27 protein-coding genes and 1 tRNA gene are annotated in these 26,800 nt (G+C 69.3%); 13 read left to right on the top strand and 15 right to left on the bottom strand.

What is annotated here, in order from left to right:
* The 4 genes from ACFWWR_RS16770 to ACFWWR_RS16785 all read right to left on the bottom strand — a co-directional run.
* Window positions 1-211, bottom strand: a 211-nt coding sequence (locus tag ACFWWR_RS16770; RefSeq protein ID WP_384304091.1) for a DUF1206 domain-containing protein, incomplete at its 3' end; no start/stop codon positions are given.
* Window positions 212-397: 186 nt separating this feature from the next.
* Window positions 398-601 carry a CsbD family protein gene (locus tag ACFWWR_RS16775; protein WP_383875500.1) on the bottom strand — a complete coding sequence of 68 codons (204 nt, stop codon included), beginning with the start codon at window positions 599-601 and terminating at the stop codon, window positions 398-400.
* 92 nt (window positions 602-693) lie between these two features.
* On the bottom strand, window positions 694-855 hold the full coding sequence (locus ACFWWR_RS16780; RefSeq protein ID WP_383875502.1) for a hydrophobic protein: 162 nt from the start codon (window positions 853-855) through the stop codon (window positions 694-696).
* Window positions 856-972: 117 nt separating this feature from the next.
* Complete coding sequence (locus tag ACFWWR_RS16785; RefSeq protein ID WP_384303907.1) at window positions 973-1,185, bottom strand: hypothetical protein; 213 nt, start codon at window positions 1,183-1,185, stop codon at window positions 973-975.
* A 381-nt stretch (window positions 1,186-1,566) separates the two neighbouring features.
* Between ACFWWR_RS16785 and ACFWWR_RS16790 the strand changes: the two genes are divergently transcribed.
* Window positions 1,567-1,845, top strand: coding sequence for a hypothetical protein (locus tag ACFWWR_RS16790; RefSeq protein ID WP_384303910.1), 279 nt, complete (start codon window positions 1,567-1,569; stop codon window positions 1,843-1,845).
* A gap of 761 nt (window positions 1,846-2,606) precedes the next feature.
* Here the strand turns inward: ACFWWR_RS16790 and ACFWWR_RS16795 are convergent.
* Window positions 2,607-2,680, bottom strand: a tRNA-Gly gene (locus ACFWWR_RS16795).
* A 560-nt stretch (window positions 2,681-3,240) separates the two neighbouring features.
* Here ACFWWR_RS16795 and dcd point away from each other — a divergent pair.
* On the top strand, window positions 3,241-3,816 hold the full coding sequence (gene dcd / locus ACFWWR_RS16800) for a dCTP deaminase (RefSeq protein ID WP_383875507.1): 576 nt from the start codon (window positions 3,241-3,243) through the stop codon (window positions 3,814-3,816).
* A gap of 5 nt (window positions 3,817-3,821) precedes the next feature.
* Entirely contained in the window at window positions 3,822-4,319 is a 498-nt protein-coding gene (locus ACFWWR_RS16805; protein ID WP_384303913.1) for a phosphoribosyltransferase, read from the top strand.
* 93 nt (window positions 4,320-4,412) lie between these two features.
* Here ACFWWR_RS16805 and ACFWWR_RS16810 read toward each other — a convergent pair whose 3' ends face one another.
* Window positions 4,413-5,399, bottom strand: coding sequence for a Yip1 family protein (locus ACFWWR_RS16810; protein ID WP_383875511.1), 987 nt, complete (start codon window positions 5,397-5,399; stop codon window positions 4,413-4,415).
* 137 nt (window positions 5,400-5,536) lie between these two features.
* Between ACFWWR_RS16810 and ACFWWR_RS16815 the strand changes: the two genes are divergently transcribed.
* Window positions 5,537-6,616 (top strand): hypothetical protein, encoded by a 1,080-nt coding sequence (locus ACFWWR_RS16815; RefSeq protein ID WP_384303916.1) that lies wholly within the window; start codon window positions 5,537-5,539, stop codon window positions 6,614-6,616.
* A gap of 77 nt (window positions 6,617-6,693) precedes the next feature.
* Here ACFWWR_RS16815 and ACFWWR_RS16820 read toward each other — a convergent pair whose 3' ends face one another.
* Window positions 6,694-8,985 (bottom strand): heterodisulfide reductase-related iron-sulfur binding cluster, encoded by a 2,292-nt coding sequence (locus ACFWWR_RS16820; RefSeq protein ID WP_383875515.1) that lies wholly within the window; start codon window positions 8,983-8,985, stop codon window positions 6,694-6,696.
* A 228-nt stretch (window positions 8,986-9,213) separates the two neighbouring features.
* Between ACFWWR_RS16820 and ACFWWR_RS16825 the strand changes: the two genes are divergently transcribed.
* From ACFWWR_RS16825 to ACFWWR_RS16845, 5 genes are all read left to right on the top strand, one after another.
* Window positions 9,214-10,242 (top strand): MraY family glycosyltransferase, encoded by a 1,029-nt coding sequence (locus tag ACFWWR_RS16825; RefSeq protein WP_383875517.1) that lies wholly within the window; start codon window positions 9,214-9,216, stop codon window positions 10,240-10,242.
* Window positions 10,243-10,338: 96 nt separating this feature from the next.
* Complete coding sequence (dnaK, locus tag ACFWWR_RS16830) at window positions 10,339-12,183, top strand: molecular chaperone DnaK (RefSeq protein ID WP_383875519.1); 1,845 nt, start codon at window positions 10,339-10,341, stop codon at window positions 12,181-12,183.
* Entirely contained in the window at window positions 12,180-12,860 is a 681-nt protein-coding gene (gene grpE, locus ACFWWR_RS16835) for a nucleotide exchange factor GrpE (protein WP_383875521.1), read from the top strand. The genes dnaK and grpE overlap by 4 nt, the downstream gene beginning before the upstream one ends.
* A gap of 33 nt (window positions 12,861-12,893) precedes the next feature.
* Window positions 12,894-14,084 carry a molecular chaperone DnaJ gene (dnaJ, locus tag ACFWWR_RS16840; protein WP_383875523.1) on the top strand — a complete coding sequence of 397 codons (1,191 nt, stop codon included), beginning with the start codon at window positions 12,894-12,896 and terminating at the stop codon, window positions 14,082-14,084.
* A 5-nt stretch (window positions 14,085-14,089) separates the two neighbouring features.
* A complete protein-coding gene (locus ACFWWR_RS16845) occupies window positions 14,090-14,536 on the top strand; it encodes a heat shock protein transcriptional repressor HspR (RefSeq protein ID WP_217242850.1) in 447 nt (148 codons plus the stop codon).
* Window positions 14,537-14,673: 137 nt separating this feature from the next.
* Here the strand turns inward: ACFWWR_RS16845 and ACFWWR_RS16850 are convergent, their stop codons facing one another.
* Window positions 14,674-16,125, bottom strand: coding sequence for a fibronectin type III domain-containing protein (locus ACFWWR_RS16850; protein ID WP_384303919.1), 1,452 nt, complete (start codon window positions 16,123-16,125; stop codon window positions 14,674-14,676).
* A gap of 295 nt (window positions 16,126-16,420) precedes the next feature.
* Here ACFWWR_RS16850 and ACFWWR_RS16855 point away from each other — a divergent pair, with 295 nt between their 5' ends.
* The gene (locus ACFWWR_RS16855) at window positions 16,421-17,527 is read left to right on the top strand and encodes a sugar ABC transporter substrate-binding protein (RefSeq protein ID WP_383875527.1); all 1,107 of its coding nucleotides are present in this window, start codon (window positions 16,421-16,423) and stop codon (window positions 17,525-17,527) included.
* A gap of 20 nt (window positions 17,528-17,547) precedes the next feature.
* Here ACFWWR_RS16855 and ACFWWR_RS16860 read toward each other — a convergent pair whose 3' ends face one another.
* Together ACFWWR_RS16860 and ACFWWR_RS16865 are read right to left on the bottom strand one after the other, a co-directional pair.
* On the bottom strand, window positions 17,548-17,730 hold the full coding sequence (locus tag ACFWWR_RS16860; protein ID WP_383875529.1) for a DUF397 domain-containing protein: 183 nt from the start codon (window positions 17,728-17,730) through the stop codon (window positions 17,548-17,550).
* Between the two features lie 9 nt (window positions 17,731-17,739).
* Window positions 17,740-18,621: a helix-turn-helix domain-containing protein gene (locus ACFWWR_RS16865; RefSeq protein ID WP_383875531.1), complete on the bottom strand. Its 882-nt coding sequence runs from the start codon at window positions 18,619-18,621 to the stop codon at window positions 17,740-17,742.
* Between the two features lie 221 nt (window positions 18,622-18,842).
* Here ACFWWR_RS16865 and ACFWWR_RS16870 point away from each other — a divergent pair, with 221 nt between their 5' ends.
* Together ACFWWR_RS16870 and ACFWWR_RS16875 are read left to right on the top strand one after the other, a co-directional pair.
* Window positions 18,843-19,301 carry an ATP-binding protein gene (locus ACFWWR_RS16870; protein ID WP_383875532.1) on the top strand — a complete coding sequence of 153 codons (459 nt, stop codon included), beginning with the start codon at window positions 18,843-18,845 and terminating at the stop codon, window positions 19,299-19,301.
* A 137-nt stretch (window positions 19,302-19,438) separates the two neighbouring features.
* Window positions 19,439-20,053, top strand: a complete 615-nt coding sequence (locus ACFWWR_RS16875; RefSeq protein ID WP_383875534.1) for a Uma2 family endonuclease — start codon at window positions 19,439-19,441, stop codon at window positions 20,051-20,053.
* Between the two features lie 12 nt (window positions 20,054-20,065).
* Here ACFWWR_RS16875 and ACFWWR_RS16880 read toward each other — a convergent pair whose 3' ends face one another.
* From ACFWWR_RS16880 to ACFWWR_RS16890, 3 genes are read right to left on the bottom strand one after another with little or no spacing between them, the layout of a single operon-like run.
* Window positions 20,066-20,908: a transglutaminase N-terminal domain-containing protein gene (locus tag ACFWWR_RS16880; protein WP_383875536.1), complete on the bottom strand. Its 843-nt coding sequence runs from the start codon at window positions 20,906-20,908 to the stop codon at window positions 20,066-20,068.
* A 1-nt stretch (window position 20,909) separates the two neighbouring features.
* Complete coding sequence (locus tag ACFWWR_RS16885) at window positions 20,910-21,842, bottom strand: alpha-E domain-containing protein (RefSeq protein ID WP_383875537.1); 933 nt, start codon at window positions 21,840-21,842, stop codon at window positions 20,910-20,912.
* The gene (locus tag ACFWWR_RS16890) at window positions 21,839-23,383 is read right to left on the bottom strand and encodes a circularly permuted type 2 ATP-grasp protein (RefSeq protein WP_383875539.1); all 1,545 of its coding nucleotides are present in this window, start codon (window positions 23,381-23,383) and stop codon (window positions 21,839-21,841) included. Before ACFWWR_RS16890 ends, ACFWWR_RS16885 begins: the two co-directional genes overlap by 4 nt.
* A 347-nt stretch (window positions 23,384-23,730) precedes the next feature.
* Here ACFWWR_RS16890 and ACFWWR_RS16895 point away from each other — a divergent pair, with 347 nt between their 5' ends.
* A complete protein-coding gene (locus ACFWWR_RS16895) occupies window positions 23,731-24,777 on the top strand; it encodes a LuxR C-terminal-related transcriptional regulator (protein ID WP_383875540.1) in 1,047 nt (348 codons plus the stop codon).
* Here ACFWWR_RS16895 and ACFWWR_RS16900 read toward each other — a convergent pair.
* Both ACFWWR_RS16900 and ACFWWR_RS16905 read right to left on the bottom strand, forming a co-directional pair.
* Window positions 24,740-25,762: a helix-turn-helix transcriptional regulator gene (locus ACFWWR_RS16900; protein WP_383875542.1), complete on the bottom strand. Its 1,023-nt coding sequence runs from the start codon at window positions 25,760-25,762 to the stop codon at window positions 24,740-24,742. The two genes, ACFWWR_RS16895 and ACFWWR_RS16900, sit on opposite strands and share 38 nt — an antisense overlap.
* Window positions 25,759-26,769 (bottom strand): helix-turn-helix transcriptional regulator, encoded by a 1,011-nt coding sequence (locus ACFWWR_RS16905; protein WP_383875543.1) that lies wholly within the window; start codon window positions 26,767-26,769, stop codon window positions 25,759-25,761. The genes ACFWWR_RS16900 and ACFWWR_RS16905 overlap by 4 nt, the downstream gene beginning before the upstream one ends.
* Window positions 26,770-26,800 lie beyond the last annotated feature (31 nt).

The raw sequence follows: 26,800 nt of genomic DNA on the forward strand, positions 1-26,800 counted from the left end.
GCCCGCCCCCGGCGGCGTACACCGCCGTGGTCCAGCAGACGAAGGCGTAGAAGACCGCCCGCCCGCCGTCCAGCACGCGCGAACCCGCCTTCCGCCGGGGCCCCCTGGTGAGCACGGCGCGGGCTCCCCGCCAGAGCGCCATGGCCGCGAAACCGACCACCAGCGCCCAGAGCATCGCTTTCCCGAAGGGCTGAGCCGCGATCTCGTGCAGCGCGCGCTGCCGGTCCGCCTGGCCGCCGCCGCTCCCGAGGCGATCCGGATGGACAGCAGTCGATCAGTACGTACACGATGCCGCGCGCGACAAAGCCCGCTCGCCCTGCGGCGGTCAGCGTCTCGCGCTCCGTGGAACGGGCCGCGGACTTCGCGCCCCGGCCACGCCCTTGTGTGTTGGACGACGTCACGATGTCCTCCCCATGGTGTGGGCGCGCGATACGCGCCCACCGCCACTGGCCTTGTCGCCGGACTGCTTCAGGTTTCCGGAGACCTGGTCGGTCCTGCCGTGCCGCTGCAGTCGCCTGTTGCGGTTGGCCCGGCCGATGCGTTCGGTGACCCGGCCCTTCAATGCCTGTGCCTTGTGCCTGATTGTCCGTCCGACGCTCATGGCAGCCTCCTGCCTGTCTGGTGAGTGGGCGCCCGCGCGTGATCGCCGTACAGGCCGTTGTTCCTGCGGGCAGGATCGAGCTCCGGAACGGACTACCTGCGGCTGTACCGGCGGCGGCCACCGCCGCGCCCGCGCTTGGCGAAGCCGACGATCCAGAGGACCAGGAGGGCGGCGGCGACCCACCACAGGATCTGCAGGGTGAAGCCGAACCCGAACACCACCAGGATCAGCAGAAGGAGAAGAAACCAGATCATTGCCGGGCCTCCGGATCGCGGGAAGTTCCTGAGTTCCGCGGGGTCCGGGCGAAGCGGGAAGGTGGAATGCGCCGACCGAGTGATCCGGAGTGGCATGGCCCTACGCCGTGTTGCCAATCAACGCCCGGCATCCTCCCTTGTCAACGCGGTGTCGACACTGAGGAGTTGTGGGAGCTGGGCAGGGGTCGCCGGGGTGAACGGAGCCTCGGCGGTCGGTTCGGCCGGCTCGGTCGGCGACGTCGGCAGGATGTGGTCCTCCCACCAGGACAGGGCCATCACGACGGCGAGCAGGACAAAGGGGGTTGAAGCCGGAACGATCAGCGCGTACATGCGTGCCGCCTGGTTTGGGATGCGTGCGACGCGGCGGGCAGCAGATCGTTGCCCGCTTGAGGCACATCGGGCGCGCCGGGAACGCGTGACGCTGAGCGTGTGAGGGAACGGCCTCGCTCGTGACGCGGCGGGTCCCGGCGCCGATGCGCAGGGTGCGCCCCCGGAAGGAGCGCGAGAGGTGATCGACGCTGCCGGGGGCAGGGGCGGCATACCGCACGCTAGCCCTCGCAGCAGTTCCCCGACAGGTGTCAAGCAGCCATCCACGCCGGGCAGACGCGCTGACGTCGCACGGTATCCGCAACCGTTGGGCAGGACTACGCTCTGGTGTGAGGCCCCAGTCCCCGGTATCGATGCTGTGTCCAACTCCCGGGGAGGCCCACCATGTTCGTTCTGCTCCTCATCCTCATCGCTGCCCTGTTCGCCTTCGGCTTCCTTCACCCCATCTGGTGGGTGGCCGCAGCGGTGCTGGTCTACGGCGCGACCCGGCACGCCCGCGATCGTGGCGGAGGCCGGAGCCGCAGCGGCGGTTCCGATCTCGGGGACTACCGGGACTACCGGGAGCGTCGGGATCGTCAGGACCGCTGGGACCGCCGCTACAGCCGCCAGAACCGGGCGCGCTGGAGGCGCAAGGACCGTCGGGACCACGAACACCACAGGTGACCCCGTGGAGTGGTCGGCGGCCACGGTTTCCGGACGGCTTCAGCCGGGCCGGACACGTCGAACTCATTGAGAGGTACATGCCATGCATCGCACAACCCTGCTGCATGAGGACTATTGGAAACTGCGGGCCGAGGCCACGTGGGGGAACGCAGCCGCGGGAGAGGATCTCGTCGCCCTGCGCGCCGAGAACGATCAGCTGCGGCGGGCGCTGGCCGGCCGATGGTCGTGGCGATGTCCTTGTGCCCGCAGATCACTTGGGCGATGTGCGGGGGCAGGCCGTTGAGGATGGCGTCGGTGACGAACATCCTGCGGAAGTCGTGGGGCTGGTAAAGCAGAGGTTGGCCGGAGGCGTCTGTGGGGCCGGAGGCGAGGAGGAGGTCGGTCAGGCCGCGGCGGATGTTTTCGCCCGTGACCAGGCGGTTCTGTCCCGCGATGCGCCACTGGAACAGCAGCGGCATTGAGGGATTCCACACCCTCTCCCTGATGTCGTAGCAGGCCACCAGGGGGATGCGCCCTGTCGCGTCCCGCACCCGGCTGACGACGGAGGACAGTACATCGGCCAGTTCGGGGGTGACGAGCAGCAGGCGTTCGGGCGCCGGCGTGCCGGAGGAACTCGACGGAGGCCCAGACCCAGAATGCTCGCGCCCGCGGGGCCCTTGAAGGCCCTATTGGCCTCGACTTAGGGCACGCGGAGGGCACGCCACTCCCAAATTGAACTAGACAACGCGTAAACCCCAGGCCATCGACCTGGGGTTTCGATCTGGAGCGGGTGACGAGAATCGAACTCGCACTCTCAGCTTGGGAAGCTGATGTTCTACCACTAAACTACACCCGCGTAAGACGCCGGTATCGACCGGTGTCGGAACGCACAGTCACTTTACCTCATGTCCGGCCCCCGGCGCTGAAGCCGTGGGGCCGCGGTGCGTTTCGGGGGTGTGACAGGGCTGCGGGGGGCCGGAGTTGGGGCGTACGGTGGAGGCGTGGGAGAGGGGCCGGGTGGGTCGGGGTGCCGCCTGGAGAGTCGTCTCTTTGATCCCGTAATGTGGCTTTTGTCGTCAGGCGAGTGGCAGCCGGACGACGCGGCTCTTGGGGAAGGGACTCATGGACTTGATGGAGCGCACCGTCGTCCGTTGTGCCGATGGGCACGTGTTCAGCACCGCTTCGTTCCCGATGCAGCAGGCCGAGCGGCTCGGTCCCGGACGGCTCGTCCGGTGTCCTCGGTGTGCCCGGCTCCGCAGTGTGGTGCCGGTGGCTTTGGAGAAGCGTTAGCCGGAGCAGGTGTCCTGGCAGTAGCTGTATAGGTAGTCGTCCATACAGGTAGTCGTACAGAGAGCAGTGCTGGCGCGCGGGCCGTCCGATGGTGGTCGGTCCGCGCGTCTTGCGTATCCTCGGGACGTGCTTCTCTCAGACAAGGACCTCCGGGCCGAGATCGACGCCGGGCGGGTGCGGATCGATCCCTTCGACGAATCCATGGTGCAGCCGTCCAGCATTGACGTACGTCTTGATCGGTACTTCCGGGTGTTCGAGAACCACCGGTACCCCCACATCGATCCCTCGGTCGAGCAGGCGGATCTCACGCGGCTCGTCGAGCCGGAGGGCGATGAGCCGTTCATTCTGCATCCCGGGGAGTTCGTCCTCGCCAGTACGTACGAGGTCATCACGCTGCCCGACGATCTCGCCTCGCGGCTCGAAGGGAAGAGCTCTCTGGGGCGGCTGGGGCTTGTCACGCACTCCACCGCCGGGTTCATCGACCCGGGGTTCTCGGGGCACGTGACTCTCGAGCTGTCCAACCTCGCCACCCTCCCGATCAAGCTCTGGCCCGGGATGAAGATCGGGCAGCTGTGCATGTTCCGGCTCACCTCGCCGGCCGAGTTCCCCTACGGGAGCGAGCGGTACGGGTCCCGGTACCAGGGGCAGCGGGGGCCGACCGCCTCGCGGTCCTTCCTCAACTTCCACCGGACGCAGGTGTGAGTGGCGTGAGCGGTGTCCGGGAGAATCTGACCTACGAGGCGTTCGGCACCGCCGTGCGCGAGCTCGCGCAGGCCATCGCCGACGACGGGTACGAGCCCGACATAGTGCTCTCCATCGCCCGTGGCGGCGTGTTCGTGGCCGGCGGGCTCGCCTACGCCCTCGACTGCAAGAACATCCATCTCGTGAACGTCGAGTTCTACACGGGGGTGGGGACGACTCTCGACATGCCCGTCATGCTCGCGCCCGTCCCCAACGCCATCGACTTCTCCTCCAAGAAGGTCCTCATCACCGACGACGTCGCCGACACCGGCAAGACGCTCAAGCTGGTGCGTGACTTCTGTATCGACACGGTCGCCGAGGTGCGCAGCGCGGTCATCTACGAGAAGACCCAGTCGCTGGTGAAGTGCGAGTACGTGTGGAAGCGGACCGATGAGTGGATCAACTTCCCGTGGAGCGTCGAACCTCCGGTGATCAGGCGGGCTGGGCAGGTTCTCGACGCCTGACGGACGCGGCACAGACGCGGCCCGGACGTCGTAGAAGGAGAAGGGGGCTCCCCGCAGCGCGCGGGAGAGCCCCCTTCGTACGGCTGTGGAACCTCAGAACGTGCCCAGCTTCACGATCGACAGCAGCGCGATCAGCTGGATCGCGGAAGCGCCCAGCGCCTTCGGCCAGGGCAGGTCGTGGGAGCGGGTGACCATCAGGGTCAGCAGGGCGCCGGCCGCGACCCAGGTGGCCCAGCCCAGGATCTGGACGAAGCTCGCGTCGCCGCCGAAGAACATCGCGACGACCAGGCGCGGGGCGTCCGTGAGGGACATGATCAGCATGGAGAGGCCGACCGTGGGCTGCCAGGCGCCGTCGCCGCCGAGCTGGCGGGCCAGGGTGTGGGTGACCACGCCCAGGACGAAGGAGCTCAGCACCATCGCCACGGCGGTGATCAGGACGATCGGGACCGCGTTCGACAGCGTGGCGTTGATCGCGTCCTCGCGGGCGCCGTCGAAGCCGAAGACCGCGAGCAGGCCGTAGAGGAAGGACACGACGAGGGCGGGGCCCCACACCGTGTAGTCGCGCATCTGGAGGAAGGTCTGCTTGGGGGCCAGGACGATGCCCCTCAGGAGTTCCTTCCAGTGCAGGCGGGGGCCGATCGGGGCCGTGGGGGCCGATCCGGCGCGGTAGACGCCGCCCTGGTTGTAGGCGTCCTCGTCGACCGAGAACGCCTGGGTGTGCCCCGGGTTGTTGGCGGCGTACGGGTCGGGCCCGGGCTGCGGCGGGTATCCGCCGCCGTCGCCGAAGTACTCCGGCTCGTCGTAGCCGCCCGCCTGGGTGCCGCCGCCGTACTGCTGCCCCGGGTGGGGCTGCGGCGACGGCGGATAGCCGTACGGCTGTCCCTGGGACGAGCCGTACGGCTGTCCCTGGGGCGCCTGCTGCTGCCCGTACGGAGGTTGTTGCGGTCGCGCGTGAGGAGCGCCGTTGTCCCGGCCGCGTCCGATCCTGAATCCAGCCACGTCTTCGAACGTACCTGGTCCCGGAGAGTCACGTGCCGGGCCCGGCGTTCCGGACCCGGCTTTGCTGCCGAGCTGTGACATCCCCTAGGGGACCCCTGGACCGTAGGGGGCCCGGGTTGCCGGTGGTGTGCTGGCTGATGGTGGTAAGGGGTTGCGTGTGACGCCGGACGCGTGATGATGCGGATGTTCGCATTGGGGGAGTCGGGGGGAGGGCGCTCATGCGCTCTGTGCTGTTCTGGGTGCTGGTCTGGGTCGTACGACTGTGCGCGCTGGCGGGCTGGGTGGCGACGGCGGTCGCGTGTACGTGGCTGCTCGGCGTCGCGCCCATGCCCCGGCCGTGGAACGGGCCGCTGGTGTGGGGCGCCGTCGCGGCGGGGTGCGCGGTGGTGCGGGCGCTGGCGCTGTGGGTGTTGCGGGTGCCGACCGCGGTTGCCTGGTGGCGTCGGCGGCGGCGTCCGAGCGGCGTCTCACTGAGCAAGGAGCGGAGCGCGGACCGCTCGGACCGCCGCCCGGACCGCCGCTCGGGCGGTCGCTGGGACGGCTGGGGCGACTGGGACGACTGGGACGACGTCCACGACCTCTCCTTCCGCGGGTACGAGATCTGGACCAAGCTCCGTACCGTCGCCGTATGGCTGCTCGTGGCGTTCTCCTCGGGCGCGTTCTTCGTCGCGCTGCTGACCGGTTCGGAGGCGGGAGGCAGGGCCGAGACGCTGCGGGACGCCGGCGCCGAGGTCAGTGCCGCGACGGTCGTGGACAGGCCGACGGCGGTTCGGGCGGACGTCGACGACGAGGACGTCGTCCAGGGGTATTCGTCACGGCTCGTCGTGTCCGTTGCGGGAGGGCCAGAACGGCTCACCGTGATGGGCGCGTACACCTCCGAGAAGCCTCGCAAGGGGACCGAGGTCGACGTCCTGTGGGCCCGGTCCGCGACGCGGCTCGGCGGTTTCGTCCACGAGGACAGGGACCTGCCGGCGATCGCCGAGGGGCGCTGGAAGGCTTTCCCGGACAGCGAGTTGGGCGACGCGATGCTGTTCGCCTTCATCCTCCTCGCGGTGGTCTTCGGGGGTGTTCTGACGCCCGTCTTCACGCTGCCGGCCGATGCCGACGCCCTCCAGGAACTGGCCTGGTCGCCGACGGTCCAGACGATCCGCGCCGCGCTGGCCGCGGCCGTGTTCCTGGGCTGGCGGCCGCTTCTGCTGGGCGAGCAGCCGCAGATCGCGGAACTGCTCTTCGCCGGGGGCGGTTTCTTCCTCGTCTTCCTGGTGTACGTCTTCACGTCCATCCGCTCCCTGGGCTGACGGACGCGCGTACGACGACGCCCCCATGCCCGGTCAGGACATGGGGGCGCGGCGCCTCGACGCACTTGTGGGGCCGGCTACTTCACCGGCTGCGGCTCCGGCTCGCTCTCGGCGTCCGTCTCGCCCGCCGGGGGCTCGTCGTCCACCGGCGTCCTGACGGAGTCCAGCAGCAGCTGGGCGACGTCGACGACCTGGATGGACTCCTTGGCCTTGCCGTCGTTCTTCTTGCCGTTGACCGAGTCGGTCAGCATGACGAGGCAGAACGGGCAGGCCGTGGAGACGATGTCCGGGTTGAGCGAGAGGGCCTCGTCGACACGCTCGTTGTTGATGCGCTTGCCGATCCGCTCCTCCATCCACATCCGCGCGCCACCGGCGCCGCAGCAGAAGCCGCGTTCCTTGTGGCGGTGCATCTCCTGCTGGCGCAGGCCCGGGACGGCGGTCATGATCTCGCGGGGGGGCGTGTAGATCTTGTTGTGGCGGCCCAGGTAGCACGGGTCGTGGTAGGTGATGAGGCCCTCGACCGGCGTGACCGGGACCAGCTTGCCCTCGTCGATGAGGTGCTGGAGCAGCTGGGTGTGGTGGATGACCTCGTAGTCGCCGCCGAGCTGCGGGTACTCGTTGCCGAGGGTGTTGAGGCAGTGCGGGCAGGTGGCGACGATCTTCTTCGCCGACTTCGGCTTCTTCGACTCCTCGGTGAAGTTGCCCTCGTCGTCCATCTCCTCGCCGAACGCCATGTTCAGCGCGGAGACGTTCTCCATGCCGAGTTCCTGGAACAGCGGCTCGTTGCCGAGACGCCGCGCCGAGTCACCCGTGCACTTCTCGTCGCCGCCCATGATCGCGAACTTGACGCCCGCCATGTGGAGGAGTTCCGCGAAGGCCTTCGTGGTCTTCTTGGCGCGGTCCTCCAGGGCGCCGGCGCAGCCGACCCAGTACAGGTACTCGACCTCGGAGAGGTCCTCGATGTCGCGGCCGACGACCGGGATCTCGAAGTCGACCTCCTTCGTCCACTCCAGGCGCTGCTTCTTGGCGAGGCCCCAGGGGTTGCCCTTCTTCTCCAGGTTCTTGAGCATCGTGCCCGCCTCGGAGGGGAAGCTGGACTCGATCATCACCTGGTAGCGGCGCATGTCGACGATGTGGTCGACGTGCTCGATGTCCACCGGGCACTGCTCGACACAGGCGCCGCAGGTGGTGCAGGACCACAGGACGTCCGGGTCGATGACGCCGTTCTCCTCGGCGGTGCCGACGAGGGGGCGCTCGGCCTCCGCGAGCGCGGCGGCCGGGACGTCCTTCAGGGCCTCGGCCGAAGCCTTCTCCTCGCCCTCCATGGTCTTGCCGCCACCCGCGAGCAGGTAGGGCGCCTTGGCGTGGGCGTGGTCCCGCAGCGACATGATCAGCAGCTTCGGGGAGAGCGGCTTGCCGGTGTTCCAGGCCGGGCACTGCGACTGGCAACGCCCGCACTCGGTGCAGGTGGAGAAGTCCAGCAGGCCCTTCCAGGAGTACTGCTCGACCTGGGAGACGCCGAAGACGTCGTCGTCGCCCGGGTCGGTGAAGTCGATCGGCTTGCCGCCGGAGGTCATCGGCTGGAGGCCGCCCAGGGCGGTCCCGCCGGTGGCGTTGCGCTTGAACCAGATGTTCGGGAACGCCAGGAAGCGGTGCCAGGCCACGCCCATGTTGGTGTTGAGCGAGACCGTGATCATCCAGATCATGGTCGTGCCCAGCTTGACCATGGCGGTCAGGTAGATGAGGTTCTGCAGCGTGCCGAGGCTCAGCCCCTTGAAGGCCAGGACCAGCGGGTACGAGGCGAAGTACGCGGCCTCGTAGTGCTCCACGTGGTGGATGGCGCCCTCGAGGCCGCGCAGCACGTAGATGGCCAGACCGATGGTGAGGATCACGTACTCGACGAAGTACGCCTGACCCATCTTCGAGCCCGCGAACCGCGACTTGCGGCCCGGCCGGGACGGCAGGTTCAGCAGGCGGATGACCATCAGCGTGGCGATGCCGAGGGTCGTCATCGCGGCGATGAACTCGATGTACAGCTCGTACGGCAGGAAGCCGCCGATCACCGGGAGCGTCCAGTCGGCCTCGAAGAGCTGGCCGTAGGCGGTGATGATGGTCGGCGGCAGCGTCAGGAAGCCGATCGCCACGAACCAGTGGGCGAAGCCGACGATGCCCCAGCGGTTCATCCGGGTGTGGCCGAGGAACTCCTTCACCAGCGTCACGCTGCGCTGGTAGGGGTTGTCGGTCCGGGCGCCGGCGGGGAGCGGCTGACCGAGTTTGAAGTACCGGACGAACTGGCCGATGGCGCGTGCGAGCAGCGCGACGCCGACCACGGTCAGAACCAGCGACACGATGATCGCGGCGAGTTGCATTTCGGGCTCCTCGGGCCTGCGAGGGGGTCTTCACGGGAGATTACTAAGCGGTAACTTATGCAGTCCTCTGAGAGTACCCGCAATCCTGTGTCGCAATGTAGTCAGCCGCTCGGTGATCTGTGCTACTGAGGCAGACCTCAGTAAACCGTGCGTCGACCGGGTCACGCGGCGCGCCGGTCCGGTCCCGCCATTCATACCAAATCATGACATTCGGCTTAGCTTGGGTTCGTGCTCTACGGGATCGCCGCCGCCGTCATCGCCCTCCTCCTCGCCGCCGTCCTCACCGGTGCCCTGCGGGTCCCGGCCCTGCGCCTCGGCGTCCTCGACCGACGCCGACAGCGCCCGCTCCCGCTGCTCGGCGGGATGGCCGTCGTGCTCGTCACGTGCCTGGTCACGATGGCCGGGGAGTGGACCGGGTTCGCGCCGCTCGTGGCCGGCATCGGCACGCTGCTCTGCGCCGGGGGCGCCGTCGCCGCACTGGGTCTGATCGCCGACCTGCGGCGGGTCAAGATGCGCTTCCTGGTGGGCGGTACGGCCGTCGCGGCGGCCTGTGTCGTGCCGTACGCGGAGACCGGGGTGGCGGGCGGGCTGCTGGCGGTCGGCTGGATCGTCTTCGTCGCCGTCGGCTTCAGGGCGCTCGACCACGCGGACGCGCTGGCGGGCACCGTCGGGGTCGTGACCGCCTTCGGGGTGGGGGTGCTCGCGGCGGCCGAGGTGCTGGACGGGCTGGCCGCGCTGCTGAGCGTGCTGGCCGCCGCGCTGACCGGCTTCCTGATGCACAACTGGCCTCCCGCGCGCGTGGGGCTCGGTTCGTGCGGGTCCCTGTTCACCGGGTTCGTGCTCGCCTCGGCCGCCGTGGCCACCCGGACCGGGCACGAACCGGCGTCCAGCGCGGGGGTGTTGTTCGCGCTGACGGCCCTCGCCGGTGCGGACACCGCCCTCGTCCTGCTCTCCCGGCGCCTCGCCGGGCGGCCCCTGCTGCGCGGCGGGCCGGACCATCTCGCGCACCGGCTGCGGCGGCTCGGCCTGACCCCCCAGGGGGTGACGCTTCTGCTCGGTGTCGGGGCGTCCGGCGGGGTACTCGTCGCGGTCCTCGTGCATCTGGGATGGATCGCGCGGTCCGGGGTGTTCTGGGTGGCGGCGGGCGTCCTGGTCGTCGTGCTCGTCCTGCTGCGGATCCGGGTGTACACCCCCCGCAGCCCTCGGCGTCTGGAATCTCCGCAGGTCACAGGGCGGTTGCGTGTAAGGAACGGATAAGAGTTGAGTCCGTGCGACTCAGGTCTGTTGACCAGGGCTGAGGCGTCGTGCACACTTGAGTCCGTTCCACTCAAGTCATCGCTGGAGGAATCAACCATGGCACGTGCGGTCGGCATCGACCTGGGCACGACTAACTCCGTCGTCAGCGTTCTGGAGGGCGGCGAGCCCACCGTGATCACCAACGCCGAGGGCGCCAGGACCACGCCGTCCGTCGTCGCCTTCGCCAAGAACGGTGAGGTGCTCGTCGGCGAGGTGGCTAAGCGCCAGGCGGTCACGAACGTGGACCGGACCATCCGCTCGGTGAAGCGCCACATGGGCACCGACTGGAAGATCGAGCTGGACGGGAAGCCCTTCAACCCGCAGCAGATGTCCGCGTTCATCCTGCAGAAGCTGAAGCGGGACGCCGAGGCCTACCTGGGCGAGAAGGTGACCGACGCGGTCATCACCGTCCCGGCGTACTTCAACGACTCCGAGCGCCAGGCGACGAAGGAGGCCGGCGAGATCGCCGGTCTGAACGTCCTGCGCATCGTCAACGAGCCCACCGCGGCCGCGCTCGCGTACGGCCTCGACAAGGACGACCAGACGATCCTCGTCTTCGACCTCGGTGGCGGCACCTTCGACGTGTCCCTCCTGGAGATCGGCGACGGCGTCGTCGAGGTGAAGGCCACCAACGGCGACAACCACCTCGGTGGTGACGACTGGGACCAGCGCGTCGTCGACTACCTGGTCAAGCAGTTCGCGTCCGGCCACGGTGTGGACCTCGGCAAGGACAAGATGGCCCTCCAGCGCCTCCGCGAGGCCGCCGAGAAGGCCAAGATCGAGCTGTCCTCGTCCACCGAGACCTCGATCAACCTGCCGTACATCACCGCGTCCGCCGAGGGCCCGCTGCACCTGGACGAGAAGCTCACCCGCTCTCAGTTCCAGCAGCTGACGGCCGACCTGCTGGAGCGCTGCAAGACGCCGTTCCACAACGTCATCAAGGACGCCGGCATCAACCTCTCCGAGATCGACCACGTCGTTCTCGTCGGTGGCTCCACCCGGATGCCCGCCGTCGCCGAGCTCGTCAAGGAGCTCACCGGCGGCCAGGACGCCAACAAGGGCGTCAACCCGGACGAGGTCGTCGCCATCGGCGCCGCCCTGCAGGCCGGTGTCCTCAAGGGTGAGGTCAAGGACGTCCTGCTCCTCGACGTGACCCCGCTGTCCCTGGGTATCGAGACCAAGGGCGGCATCATGACCAAGCTGATCGAGCGGAACACGACGATCCCGACCAAGCGGTCCGAGATCTTCACCACCGCCGAGGACAACCAGCCGTCCGTCCAGATCCAGGTGTACCAGGGCGAGCGCGAGATCGCGGCGTACAACAAGAAGCTCGGGATGTTCGAGCTGACCGGTCTGCCGCCTGCCCCGCGCGGTGTCCCGCAGATCGAGGTCGCCTTCGACATCGACGCCAACGGCATCATGCACGTGACCGCGAAGGACCTCGGCACGGGCAAGGAGCAGAAGATGACCGTCACCGGCGGCTCCTCGCTGCCGAAGGACGAGGTCGACCGGATGCGCCAGGAGGCCGAGAAGTACGCGGAGGAGGACCACGCCCGCCGCGAGGCCGCCGAGACCCGCAACCAGGGCGAGCAGCTCGTCTACCAGACGGAGAAGTTCCTCAAGGACAACGAGGACAAGGTCCCCGGCGAGATCAAGACCGAGGTCGAGGCCTCGGTCGAGGAGCTCAAGGCCGCGCTCAAGGGCGAGGACACCGCCGAGATCCGTACCGCCACCGAGAAGGTCGCGGCCGTCTCGCAGAAGCTCGGCCAGGCCATGTACGCCGACGCGCAGGGTGCGCAGGCCACCGGTGGCGCGTCCGCCGGTGACGAGGCGCCCAAGGCCGACGACGACGTCGTGGACGCCGAGATCGTGGACGACGAGCGCAAGGACGGTGCCGCGTGACGGAGGAGACCCCGGGCTTCGACGAGAAGCCCGACGTCCCTTCCGGCGCCACCCCCGACGACGCCGAGCCGCAGGCCGCCTCCCCCTCCGGGGAGGGGGCGGCCCCGGCCGGGGACGCATCAGCACAGTTGGCAGGCCTGACGGCCCAGCTGGACCAGGCACGCACGGCGCTCGACGAGCGCACCGCGGACCTCCAGCGGCTCCAGGCCGAGTTCCAGAACTACCGCCGCCGGGTCGAGCGGGACCGGATCGCGGTCAAGGAGATCGCCATCGCGAACCTCCTGACCGAGCTCCTGCCCGTCCTCGACGACATCGGCCGCGCGCGGGAACACGGCGAACTCGTCGGCGGATTCAAGTCCGTCGCGGAGTCGCTGGAGACCGTCGCGGCGAAGATGGGTCTGCAGCAGTTCGGCAAGGAGGGCGAGCCCTTCGACCCGACGATCCACGAGGCCCTGATGCACTCGTACGCGCCGGACGTCACGGAGACGACGTGCGTGGCGATTCTGCAGCCCGGGTACCGGTTCGGCGAGCGCACCATCCGCCCCGCGCGGGTGGCCGTGGCCGAGCCCCAGCCCGGCGCGCAGAGCGTCAAGGGCGACGAGGCGGAGACGTCATCCGGTGCATCCGGGGCCTCCGCCGCCGACGACAAGGAGAGCGGTGGCCCGGACGAGGGCTGAGCTTGAACCCACGTGGAAGGAGGGACGTCGAGGATGAGCACCAAGGACTTCATCGAGAAGGACTACTACAAGGTCCTCGGCGTCCCCAAGGACGCCACCGAGGCCGAGATCAAGAAGGCGTACCGGAAGCTCGCCCGCGAGTTCCACCCGGACGCCAACAAGGGCAACGCCAGGGCCGAGGAGCGCTTCAAGGAGATCTCCGAGGCCAACGACATCCTCGGCGACCCCAAGAAGCGCAAGGAGTACGACGAGGCCCGCGCCCTCTTCGGCAACGGCGGCTTCCGCCCGGGGCCGGGCGCGGGCGGCGGCTCCTTCAACTTCGACCTGGGTGACCTCTTCGGAGGTGGCGCCCAGGGCGGCAGCTCCCAAGGAGGCGCCGGCGGTTTCGGCGGCGGCATCGGTGACGTCTTCGGGGGCCTGTTCAACCGCGGCGGCGCCGGCACGGGCACGCGTACGCAACCCCGGCGCGGCCAGGACATCGAGTCCGAGGTCACCCTCAGTTTCACCGAGGCGATCGAGGGCGCGACGGTCCCGCTGCGGATGTCCTCGCAGCAGCCCTGCAAGGCCTGCTCGGGCACCGGCGACAAGAACGGCACACCGCGCGTGTGCCCGACCTGCGTCGGCACCGGGCAGGTGGCCCGGGGCACCGGCGGGGGCTTCTCCCTCACCGACCCGTGCCCCGACTGCAAGGGCCGCGGCCTGATCGCCGAGCACCCCTGCCTCGACTGCAAGGGCAGCGGCCGGGCCAAGTCGTCCCGCACCATGCAGGTCCGCATCCCGGCGGGCGTCACCGACGGGCAGCGGATCCGGCTGCGCGGCAAGGGCGCACCCGGCGAGCGCGGCGGCCCGGCGGGCGACCTGTACGTCACGGTGCACGTGGGCGCCCACCCGGTCTTCGGCCGCAAGGACGACAACCTCACGGTGACCGTCCCGGTCACGTTCGCGGAGGCGGCGCTGGGCGGCGAGGTCAGGGTCCCGACCCTGGGCGGTCCTTCCGTCACCCTGAAGCTGCCCCCGGGCACGCCCAACGGCCGCACCATGCGTGCCCGCGGCAAGGGCGCGGTCCGCAAGGACGGCACCCGCGGCGACCTGTTGGTCACCGTCGAGGTGAGTGTTCCGAAGGACCTGACGGGGAATGCTCGTGAAGCGCTCGAGGCGTATCGCGAGGCAACCGCGGACGAGGACCCGCGGGCGGAGCTGTTCCAGGCCGCGAAGGGAGCATGATCGAGATGGACGGTCGTCGACGCAACCCGTATGAACTGACCGAGGAAACCCCGGTCTACGTCATCTCGGTGGCGGCCCAGCTCTCCGGCCTGCACCCGCAGACCCTGCGTCAGTACGACCGCCTCGGCCTGGTCTCCCCGGACCGCACCCCGGGCCGGGGCCGCCGCTACTCGGCCCGCGACATCGAACTGCTGCGCACCGTCCAGCAGTTGTCGCAGGACGAAGGCATCAACCTGGCCGGCATCAAGCGGATCATCGAGCTGGAGAACCAGGTCGCCGCGCTGCAGTCCCGCGTCGCGGAGATGGAGGCGGCCCTCGAGGGCGCCGCCGCGGCGATGCGGCAGCGGGAGGCGGCGGTACACGCGTCGTACCGGCGTGACCTGGTCCCGTACCAGGAGGTCCAGCAGACGAGTGCGCTGGTGGTGTGGCGGCCGAAGCGGCAGCAGGACTGACGGCTGACGCCAACTCGTGGAGAGGGCCGGGGTTTCCCGGCCCTCTTCGCGTTTTCCGGGCGGGCTACGGCGCGGCAAGTGTGTCCAGAGGGAAGCCGGGCCCACTCGACGAGGGGGCCCGGCTTCTTTCTGAGAACTTACGGCGCGGTGACCGCCGGACCCTCCGGCATCGCCGTGCTCGGTGTCATGTCGAGCTCGGTCGCGATGACGATCTGGGCCTCGCCGGTCAACTGGAACGTGGAGTTCCCGTCGTCGTCGACGGCGTCGACGATGAAGCAGGATTCCTCGCCGTCCGGAACGGTGGCGTAGGCGTACGAGGTGGTCTCGGCGCCCACGTAGTAGCCCGGGTAGAGGGAGCACATCCGCTCCTCCTCGTCCCCGAGCAGCTCGCCGCGGCGCACCACGTAACGCGCCAGGTCCGGCGTCGGATTGGCGTCCCAGGTCACATGGAAGCCGTACTCGGTCGGCGTGACCGTCACCCCGGTCACGGCGGACGGCGGGGTGAGGTCCCCGCGCCTGCCGCTGACGGCGGCGGACCGTACCGACTCGTTGCCGGCCGTGTCGAGGGCGGTCACCCGGTAGTAGTAGGCGCTGCCCTCGGCTGCCGAGGCATCGACGTAGGACACCTGGCTCGTCGTACTCCCGACCCGGGTGTACGTCCCCTCCGCACTCGTCGCCCGGTACACCCGGTACGACGCAGCCCCCGAGACCGAGCCCCAGCCGACCCACAGCCCCTCCGGTTCGGAGGCGGTGCTCAGTCCGGTGGGCGCCGGGGGCGCGGTCCGGTCGACGGTGGTCACACCCTGGTCGGCGGTCCCCGTCGAGGTGTTGCCGGCTTTGTCGTAGGCACGGATCTCGTAGTAGTACGTGTCGCCGGTCACCGGCAGGGTGGCGTCCGTGTACGAGGTGGACGTGGTCGTCGCCGCAGGTGTGCTGCCGAACGCCGTGCCCTTCAGGCGCCGGTAGAGGCGGTACCCGGCGAGGTCCATCTCCTTGTTCTTCGCCCAGGTGAGCTTCGCCTTGCCGGTGGCCTTGTCGTACGTCACGGACGCGTCGGTCGGGGCGAAGGGCTTGACCTTGTCCACGGTCGCCGAGGTGCGGGGCGTGTAGGCGAAGGAGACGTTCGCTGTCCCGGTCCAGTTGACGAAGTCGACGCGGAGGGTGTGCCTGCCGGACGGGATCGTGACGTTGACGGTCTTCTTCACCGTCGAGGACACGTTCTTCCAGAGGTCGACCTTGCGGACGTTGTCGAGGTAGACACGGATGCCGTCCTGCGCGGAGACGGGCAGGGCGAAGGGCCCGCCGGAGCCGAAGTCGCGCGTCACCGTCCAGCGGACGCCGAAGTTGTTGCTCGGCACTCCGGAGGCAGGGGCTCCCGTGCCCCAGTTCTGGTCGATCGCGCTGTCGCAGTCCGTTTTCTTCGGTGTACCGGAGAACGTGGTGTTCGCGAAGAACTGCCGCTTGAAGACCGGCGAGGTGCAGGTCGTCGCGGCGGACGCGGGGGCGGTGACGGCGGTGATCAGGCCGCCCGCGGTGGCGAGCACGACGGCGGTCGTGGCCGCCCTGGTCGTGCGTCTGGCTGGGTTCATTCGGTCCTCTGGTCGTGATCGGCGCGGCCGAGGCAGCCGCTGTGATCACGACTCGCGAGGAATGGACTTGGTTGTACGGATCTTTGCCTTCCCGAGGAAGTGCGTTTGATGGAGAGTCCGTAACGGGCGTTTGGAGAAGTTTCGCTATGTCTTCACATGCAAAGCGGAGCGTGGCGTTGCGCACTCGTTAAGTAGTTCCGCTTGACGGTGGGGGACGCCGACGCGTTGGCTTTTCAGACACATGGGTCGCACTGCTGCGCCCACGTCCGGAAGGCACCAAGAAGTGAGCTCCCCAATGCGTCGAATCGCCATATCCGTGGCCGCGTCCACGATGACCCTCTCGCTTACCGCCTGCGGCGCGCTCGGGGTGACCGGGAGTGGCAGCGAGGCGAGCCCGACCAAGGGGAACGACATCACCGTCGGCGTGCTGATGCCGGAGAAGACGAACACGCGGTACGAGGAGTTCGACTACCCCATCATCAAGGCGAGGGTCGCCTCCCTCACCGGCAACAAGGGCGAGACCATCTACGCCAACGGCGAGGCCGACGCGGACAAGCAGGCCCGCCAGATGCAGCAGATGATCGACGACCAGGTCGACGTCATCCTGCTGGACGCCGTCGACTCGCACGCCATCGCCGACACGGTGCAGAAGGCGAAGGACGCGGGCATCCCCGTCATCGCCTACGACCGCCTGGCCGAGGGCCCGATCGACGCGTACGTCTCCTTCGACAACGAGCTGGTCGGCGAGGTCCAGGGCCGCTCGATCATCGAAGCGCTGGGCCCGAACGCCGACACCTCGGACAAGATCGTCATGATGAACGGTTCGCCCACCGACCCGAACGCCGGTCAGTTCAAGGCGGGCGCGCGCTCCGAGCTGGAGGGCAAGGTGACGATCGCCGAGTCGTTCGACACCAAGGGCTGGAGTCCGGAGGAGGCCCAGGCCAACATGACCGCGGCGCTCAACAAGATCGGCAAGAGCAACATCGCCGCGGTGTACTCCGCCAACGACGCCATGGCCGGCGGCATCATCAAGGCCCTCGAGGCCGCGGGCGTCACCGAGCTGCCCCCGATCACCGGCCAGGACGCGGAACTCTCCGCCGTGCAGCGGATCGTCGCGGGCGAGCAGTACATGAGCGTCTACAAGCCGTACCCGCAGGAGGCGGAGGCCGCCGCGGAGATGGCCGTGGCCAAGATCCAGGGCAGGGACATCCAGTTCGACGCCCTCGCCTCCGACCGGGTCGACAGCCCCACCGACAAGGACATCGCCGCCCAGCTGGTGCCGGTGGTGGCCCTGACGAAGGCCAACATCGAGTCCACGGTCGTCGCGGACGGCATCTACAAGGTGTCCGACATCTGCACGAGCGGCTTCAAGTCGGCGTGCGCGGAGATCGGGCTGAAGTAGCCCACCTCGTGTCCGGCCTGTCAGTCGGCGTCCGTGACGTACTGGATCAGGGCGGCGAGGCCGGCGGGGGCGGCGGTCAGGATGACGTCCGGGGTGTCGCTCTCGCGTAGGCGGATCGTTTTGTCGGGGGCGGTGGCGACGTAGAGGCAGTTGCCTTCCGGGCCGCCGCTGTACGACGACTTCTGCCAGTGCAGTTCGGTCACCGCGCCTCCTCAGAGGGTGTAGAGCACATGCTGGATGAGGGCCAGCGAGTCCTTTACCGAGTGTGTTTCGGGGGCCAACGATACGTCGATAGGGGCGAGGGCGTTCTTCGCGATCCGGTCGAACAGCGAGTTGTACTCCCGGAGATGGCGCTGCTGCACCAAGTAGTGGGAGCCCAGTAGCTGTTCGACCACGACGGTGCCCAACTTCGGGTTGGTGGGGATGATATGGGCGAAGTTGCCGGTGAGAGCCGCGTGCGCCTGGGAGGTGAACGGATAGACCTGGATGGTCACGTTCGGCAGGCGCGCCAGCTCGATGAGATGCAGCAACTGCTCCCGTACGACCTCCGTGCCGCCGAACCGCATGTGCAGCGCGGACTCGTGGATGACGGCATGCACGGACGGCGGGTTCTCGCGCGTCAGGATGTGCTGCCGTTCCATACGGAACCTCAGCCCCTCCTCGATGTTCGCAAAGCCCAGGTCCTCGCTGGTGAAGATGGCCCGCGTGTAGTCGGCCGTCTGGAAGAGGCCCGGGATGAACAGTGGCTCGTGTGTCCGGATGGCTGCAGCCTCTGATTCGAGCTCGGCCAGGTTCAGGGAGTCCGGCCCCATGTGCTTCCGGTAGGCGCGCCACCAGCCTTTGCCGCTGGACTCGGAGAGGCATACCAAGGTCTCGATGTAGGGCTCCTCTGAGCAACCATAGACGCGGCAGAGGTCGAGTAGTCGCTCGGTGAGGATCGAGGTCCGGCCGGCCTCGATGTGCCCCAGCTGCCCGCGCGTCATGCCGATCCGATCGGCGGCTTCACTGGTGGTCAACCCCACCTGTTCGCGCAGTTGTTTGAGTTCGAAGCCGAGTCGCCGCTGTCGTTCGCTGATGGTGGTGCGCAGTCCCACGGGTTCTCCTTGGTGATCGGCCCAAAGTCTGCCCCGTCGGCGATGGTTAGTCCACCGATTCTGGTGATCAGGTTGCTCGCGAGAACCGTTCATCGCTACCTTGAGTATGGAATCAGTAACGCACTGAAACCGCCCAACCTCCCCTGCCCGTAAGCCGAAAGAGCACCCGCACCCGGGCACCGCCATCGCCGGGCAAGCCCCTTCGTATTCAGGAGCCCTCCGTGGACCCAGCCCGCCACCCCGCCCACCGCCCCACCCAACTCACCCACGAATACAGCCTGTTCGCCCCCGCCGACGCCACCGCACCCCGCGTCTGCCGTGACTTCGTACGTGCCGTTCTCTTCACCCACGACCGTGAACTCCTCGTCATGCCCGCCGCCCTGTGCACGTCGGAACTCGTCACCAACGTCCACCTGCACACCAAGGGCACCGCCATGCTCCGCGTCCGCCTCACCCCGGCCCGCTTCCACGTGAGCGTGTTCGACGAGAGCCCTGACCCACCCGTCGTCACGCACCCCGCCGCAGGGGCCGTTGCCTGCTGGGGGAGAGGGCTCGCGCTCGTCGCGGAGATGGCGGACACGTGGGGTGTCGCCGCCGAGAGGGCGGGGCGGTTCGCCAAGGGGGTGTGGTTCGAGCTGGGTGGGGGCGGGGGATCGTTCCGCCCCCGCTCGAACGGGTGACCTGGGCATTGTTGCCGCTGGTCAGCCGTACAGCCGTACCTACCGTGATCGCGTTGCTTGTGCCCCAGGCACGCCCAGCCCACACTTGAGGAGGTGACGCCACCGTGACTGCTGTTGCGCACGATAGGTCGGAGACCATGACCGAGTCTTTCTCCCCGGCCGGGAACGGCCCCGAGCTGGACGAGGTCCTGTGGCAGCTATGGAAAGCCGGCGAACTCCCCGAGGGCTACCGCGCTGAGATCATTGAGGGAGCCATCGAGGTGTCGCCCACCGGACGCTTTTCGCACGCCCAGGTTGTCAACCGTCTGTGGGACGCCCTGGGGGTCTTTCTGCACGACAGCGAGTACGGTGCCTGGAACGACACGAACGTGATCCACGCGCTCAGGGCTTGGATTCCGGACGGGTTGGTAGCTCCTCGGGACGCGGAGCTGGCCGAGGCGGAGGATGGCCTCGGTATCAAGGCCTCTGCGGTCGAGATGGTCGTCGAAGTCGTCTCCCCCGGCCAGCGAAACCAAGACCGCGACCGCATCCGCAAGCGCCGCGAATACGCCCGAGCCGGCATCCCCGTCTACGTCACCATCGACGACTACGACGGCCAGGGCGCCGCCACCCTCTTCACCGGCCCCCGCCCCGACAAGGCCGACTGGGAGGACATCCACCGCGTCCCGTACGGCACCGAGGTCACCGTCCCCGAAGGCCCGGCCAAGGGCTTCGTGATCGGGGAAGCGATCACGGGCCCGAAGCGGGTCTGAGCCGAACCCCCGTCACGCCACCCGCGTGAACTCCACCGTCACCTCCGGCAGACCGCCCGCCACCCCCCGGTACACGCCCTTGTGCGGCGTGACGTCGTCGTAGTCGCGTCCCCGGCCGACCACCACGTGGGACTCGTCGGCCCTCGTCCGGTTGGTGGGGTCGTAGCCGCACCAGTCGCCCGCCCAGTACTCGACCCAGGCATGGCTCTGGCCCGGGACCGGGCGGTGCAGTTCCGCGTCCTGTTCGGGGTGGAGGTAGCCGGAGACGTAGCGGGTGGGCAGGCCCAGGCCTCGGAGGAGGGCGAGCGTGACGTGGGCGATGTCCTGGCAGACGCCCGCGCCCTGTTCCCAGGCCTCGGCGGCGGAGGTGGTCACTCCGGTGGAGCCGGGGAGGTAGGCGACCCGGTCGGCGACCAGGGACGACACGACGGCGGCGGTCTCGTGCGGGTCGAGGCCGGCCGCCGCGTCCCCCGCCTGCTCCACCAGCTCGGCGGGGAGTGTCGTACGGGGGGTGTCGCCCGCGAACTCCAGCAGGCGGGAGCGCGCGGTGTGGGCGGCGACTTCCGGCCAGGTCGGCGGGTGCGGGAGCGGGTCCGGAGTGTGGGTCTCGACCAGGCTGGAGGCGGTGATGGTGAGGTCGGCGTGCGGGTCCATGAGGTCGAAGCCGGTGACCTGGGTGCCCCAGTAGTCCCAGTACGACCAGGTGGTGGCGGTCGGGCTGATGGTGACCCGGGAGTCCAGGGTGGTCTGGTGGGGCAGGGTCAGCGGGGTCATGCGGACCTCGTTGTGCGAGGAGACCGCGGCCTGGGCGTAGGAGACCCGGGTGACGTGCCGGATGCGGAGGCGACGAGCCATCTCAGGCTCCTTCCTGGGCCCACTCGACGGGGCCCTGGTAGGGGAAGAACCGCTCGGCCACTCCCTCGGCGGATGCCATGCAGGACTGCTGCAGATCCCGGAGAAGTGCGGGGAGTTGGTCTTCCATGGCCTGCGAGTCGAGGTATTCCAGGCGGGTGCGCATCCGGCCGATCGGGCGGCGCGCCGGGTCCTGGCGGGGGCGGCCGAGGGCCGTCAGGCACTCCTCGGCGGTGGTCAGGGCGTGCAGGGCCGAGCGCGGGAAGTCGCGGTCCAGGAGTAGGAATTCGGCCACCCGCGGGGTGTCGCCGAAGCCGCTGTGCACGCGCGCGTACGCCTCGTCGGCGCCGGACGCGCTGAGCAGGGTCGGCCAGTCGGGTGCGTGGGCGGCGTCCAGCACGCGCACCGACAGCAGCCGTACGGTCATGTCCACCCGTTCCAGGCTCCGGCCCAGGACGACGAACCGCCAGCTGTCGTCGCGGCTCATGGTGGAGTCGGCCAGGCCGAAGAAGAGGGCGGCCCGGCGCCGTACCAGCTCCAGGTAGCCGTAGGGGCCCGTACGGCGGGCCGCGAGCCGTTGGTCGGCGAGCGCGTGCCAGGTGGAGTTGAGGCACTCCCACATCTCGGAGGAGACCGCCTCACGGGCGCTCCTCGCGTTCAGCCGGGCCGCGCCGAGGGCGCCCTCGATGGAGCAGGTGGACCGGGCGTCGAAGGCCAGCTGGTCCAGGACCTGCTGCATGTCGACGCGCTGGTCGCCCGCGTCGACGCCGAGGATCGCGTACAGCGACCGGCAGGCCATGTCCTCGTCGCGCCAGGGGTCCTCCAGCATGCGGTGCAGGTAGGCGTCGAGGATGCGGCCGGTGTTGTCCGCGCGCTCGACATACCGTCCGGTCCAGGTGAGGGACTCGGCTATCCGGGACAGGATCACGTCGTTCACTGCTGCTGTGCCCCTTCCTGTACGACGGCGGGGGTGCCGTCGGGTCCGAGCTGGCGGGGGGCCACGTCGGGCAGCGAGCCGGGAGCGGTCGCGGCGGGCTGTTCCGCCGGACCCTCGGCCAGTACCCAGGTGTCCTTGGAGCCGCCGCCCTGGCTGGAGTTGACGATCAGGTTGCCCTCCTGGAGGGCGACGCGGGTGAGGCCGCCGGGCAGGACCCAGACGTCGTTGCCGTCGTTGACGGCGAAGGGCCGCAGGTCTATGTGGCGCGGTGCCATGCGTTCCCCGGCCAGGGTGGGGGAGGTGGACAGGGCGACGGGCCGTTGGGCGATGAAGCCGCGGGGGTCGGCGGCGACGGCGGCGCGGGTGCGTTCGAGGGTTTCGCGGTCGGCCTTCGGGCCGATGACGATGCCCTGGCCGCCGGCGCCGTCGACCGGCTTGATGACCAGCTGGTCGATCTGGTCGAGGACGGCGTCCAGTTGGCCGGGTTCGTCCGGCCGGAACGACTCCACATTGGGGAGAACCGGTTCTTCGGAGAGGTAGTAGCGGATCAGGTCCGGGACGTACGTGTAGAGCAGCTTGTCGTCCGCGATGCCGTTGCCGACGGCGTTGGCGAGGGTGACGTTGCCCGCGAGGGCGGCGCCCATGATGCCGGGGCAGCCGATCACCGAGTCGGGGCGGAAGTGGAGCGGATCGAGGAAGTCGTCGTCCAGGCGCCGGTATACGACATGGACGGGTACCTCGCCGCGGGTCGTCCGCATCCCCACCCGGTTGCCGCGGCAGACGAGGTCGTGCCCCTCGACCAGCTGCACGCCCATCAGGCGGGCGAGCAGGGCGTGTTCGAAGTAGGCGGCGTTGCTCGGCCCGGGGGTCAGGACGACCACCCGCGGATCCGTGGTGCCGTCGGGCGCGGCGGCCCGCAGGGCGGCGAGCAGGCGCTGCGCGTACCCGTCGACGGGCACCACGTGCTGCTCGGCGAAGAGGGAGGGGAAGATCCGGGTCATCGCGCGCCGGTTCTCGATGACGTACGAGACCCCGCTGGGCACCCGGACGTTGTCCTCCAGAACCCGGAAGTCGCCCACCTCGTCCCGTACGAGGTCGATGCCGGCGACATGGATGCGGACGCCGCCCGGCGGTTCGACGCCGTGGGCCGCACGGTGGAAGTGCGGCGAGTTGAGGAGCAGCCGCCAGGGCACGACACCGTCCTCGAAGGCGCGGGCCGGCCCGTAGGCGTCGGCGAGGTAGGCCTCGAGGGCCCTGACTCTCTGGCTCACCCCGCGTTGTATGAGATCCCACTCCAGGGCGTCCAGGATCCTGGGCACGAGGTCCAGCGGCCACGGCCGCTCCTCACCCGCGAAGGCGTAGGTCACCCCTCGGTCGGTGAACGCCCTGGCCATCTGGTCGGCCCGGAAGCGCAGTTCACTCGGCTCGATCGGCTGCAGCGCCGCCAGCACCGGCTCGTAGGCGGTCCTGACCTCACCCGGCCGCTCAAACATCTCGTCCCACGCGTCGGCCAACGCGTATGCGTCAAATATGTCCGCCATGGCCTGACGTTAAGTGCGGTTGGTAACGCGCTGATCTCTGCGTGATTTCCGGCAGCTCACGCGGGTGTGGGCGGGATCGGCGTGATGTCGGGGGTACGTGTGGCCCGCCGGGCGGGCGGCCTGCGACCGTCCGCTCTCGCGGCTGCGGCGGGGCGGTTCCACCGTGCGTCCGGCGGGTACGGGACACCCCCGTCAGCTTGTTGCAACCAGACCGGTGGAGGCGTGGAGTCAGTGGGGCAAACCGGTGTTTTCTCCCTGCCGGGAAGGGAGGAGCCGTGTTGCGGAGCGGGTCGGGTCCGCGCATAGTTGCGCTGCAAAAGACGCCGGAACCGGGGGTGGGATGGGCGATGGCCGGGCACGGGGCGGAGGAGCATCCACACGGTGCCGACCGACTGTGCGCGGCCGGGGATCGCGTGTATTCCCGGGCCGTGCGGCGGGGCCGCGTGCCGCGCGAGGACGCCGGGCCGGTGCCGTGCCTGCTGGAGCTGGCCCTGCTGCACCCGGACCCCGACGACATGGACTGGCTGGTGCCGACCGCACCCCAGGAGGTCATGACGCGGCTGCTGCGCGGCCTGTACGACGAGGTCAGCGCAAGCCAGCGGCGGGTGGGCTCGGCCGTGGCGGCCTTCGAGTGGTACGCGGGGCTCGGCCCACAACCGCAGGCGGCATCCCCCGAGGGCGGCGCGATCCGCGTCCTCGACGGCCTCTCCCGCATCCAGGCGGCGATGGACGAGGCGACGGAGGCCTGCACGACGGAGGTCCTGACCGTCCAGCCCGGTGGCATCCGTCCCGAGCACGAACTGACGGAGGGTCTGCACCGGGCGTTGGCTCTGCGCGGCAGGGGCGTTCGCATGCGCGATCTGTACACGCACGTGGCCCGGCACGGGCAGGGCCTGCTCAACTACCTGGAGCTGATGGGCGGCACGGTCCAGGCACGCACCCTGGACGAGGTGATCGACCGCCTGATCCTCTTCGACCGCACGGTGGCCTTCATCCCGGCGAACGCGGACCGCACCCTGGCCCTCGAACTACGCCACCCCGCGCTGGTGGAGTACCTGGGCACGGTCTTCGAACGCCTCTGGCGCCTCGCGATCCCGCTCACCGCCCCCCTGCCCGACACCGGCATCGAGGGCATCTCGCACCGGGAGCAGTCCATCGCGTCGCTGCTCGCGGAGGGCCACCAGGACGCGGTGATCGCGGAGCGGCTGGGGATAAGCGTCCGCACCTGCCGGGCGCACATCGCGCGGCTGTCGGAGACGCTCGGCGCGGCCAGCCGAACGCAACTGGGTGTCCGTATCGCCCAGGTGGGCCTCGACGGCGCCTCCCACGCGGCCGACGTGGGCTCGGGGCCGGCCCTCACCCTTCCTGATCAAGGATCCCGGCCCGTCCGATGAGGTAACCGAGCTGCGCCCTGCTCTCGCTGCCGAGGGTGGAGGCGAGTTTGGCGATGTGCTCGCGGGCGGTGCGGATGTTCAGGCCGAGGCGGTCGGCGATGACGGCGTCGGTGTGGCCCTCGACCAGGAGGGCGGCGATGGCCCGTTGGCGGGGCGTGATGCCGTTCATGGCGGTCTGCTGGACGGCCTGGGGGTACATGGGGGTGGCCAGGCGCCAGAGGCGGTCGAAGGTGACGGCCAGGAAGGTGACGATGGCCGGGTGGCGGATCTCCAGGGCCAGCGTCCGGTCCGCGTTCGCCGGGATGAAGGCCACCACACGGTCGACGATGAGGATGCGCTCCGTCACCTCGTCCAGGGAACGGGCTTCCACGTCACCCCGCAGTTCTTCGTAGCGGCGCAGGACGGTCGGCGCGTGGCGGAGGGTGTGCTGGTAGAGCGTGCGGATGCGGCCGCCACGATCGAGCAGAGCCTGGTCGCGGACCACCGCCTCGTCGATGACCCCGGGGGTCAGGCGGGTGTGGCTCGTGTGCGGCTGGATGGCGAGGAGCTCGCCCGAGGTGTCGGCCATGGCCTGGGCTATGGCCCGCCTGATGCGGTCGAGGCCGCTGAGGACGGTGACCGAGGGGGTGCTCCCGGTTCCCGTGCCGCGGCCGTCGATCCGCATCAGCGGTTCGAACATGTCCGCCAGCCGCTGCTCGCGCCTGCGCTCGTCCGCGATGCGTTCCTCGGCGGTCCGCAGCATCCGGTGCAGGGCGACGGCCGGAGCGACGGGCTCCAGCCGGTTCAGGTCCGCCACGGCGGGGTGCAGGAGCCCGAAGTCGACCAGACAGGGCGCCGCTTCCGCGTCGGCCGCGCTCACGTGCCCTTCGCGCAGGGCAGTCTCGTACAGCTCCCTCGCCGCCACGCACAGGTCTTCCACGCCGTGTTCCCGGTGCGGCGCGCCCACTTCCTCCGTCGTCGTCGCAGGCGTGTGGGCCTCGCTCACGGATGACCGTCTTCCTTCGGGCCCGCGTGATCCTGGTCCAGGATCCCCGACTGTGCGATGAGGAAGCCGAGTTGTGCCCGGCTCCCGCTGCCCAGGGCCGCGGCGAGCTTGGCGATGTGGGCGCGGCAGGTGCGGACGTTCATGCCGAGGCGCCTTGCGATCGCCTCGTCCACGTGGCCGTCGATGAGGAGCTTGGCGATGGTCCGCTGGACGCCCGTGATGCCCTCGGGCGTCGATTCGTACCGGACCTCGTCCATGAGGGGGGTCGCTCGCTGCCAGAGCTGCTCGAAGACCTTGGTGAGGTACTGCACGAGACCGGGGTGGCGCAGTTCCAGGGCGACCGTCCGGTCGTCCTGTGCGGGGATGAAGGCGACCGTGCTGTCGCAGATGATGAGCCGCTCGATGAGTTCCTCGAGCGTGCGGATCTCCACCTTGGCACCGGCCATCTGGTCCATGTAGGCGTAGGTGCTCTGGCTGTGCCGGACCGTGTGCTGGTAGAGGGTGCGCATGGAGATGCCGCGCTCGATCAGCGGCTTGCTGCGCTTCAGCGCCTGGCTGAGGATGTGCTCCGGCCGGCTGCCGCCGGGCTGGACGGTCAGGACCTCGGTGCGGGCCTCGGCGATCGCCACGTCGAGCGCCGAGTGGATGCGGTCGATGCCTTCCAGCACGGTGATGGCGTGCGTGGTCGCGGGTTTCTGGGCACTGATCTCCAGGAACGGCTGGAAGGTTCCGGCGAGGTCGAGGGTGAGCCGACGTCGGTCCTGGATCTCGCGTTCCAGGGGCTGGAGTTGCTGCGCCAGCACGACGGACGGCGGAACCGGGCGGAGCCACTGTGCGTCGTCCGGGTCGGGGTGGAGCAGCGCGAACTCGAGCAGACACGGGGCAGGTTCGACCTCACGGCGAGAGACGCGTCCTGCGCCGAGGGCGGTGGCATAAATACGCGCACCTTCCGCGCATAGGTCGGCTATGCCATGCGGATGTGCCCCTTTTGTGCTCTTCGATGGCAAATCTCCACCCCCCAGGGTCCTGAACGTGCAG

The sequence above is a fragment of the Streptomyces sp. NPDC058678 genome, from assembly GCF_042714835.1.
Taxonomy (GTDB): Bacteria; Actinomycetota; Actinomycetes; order Streptomycetales; family Streptomycetaceae; genus Streptomyces.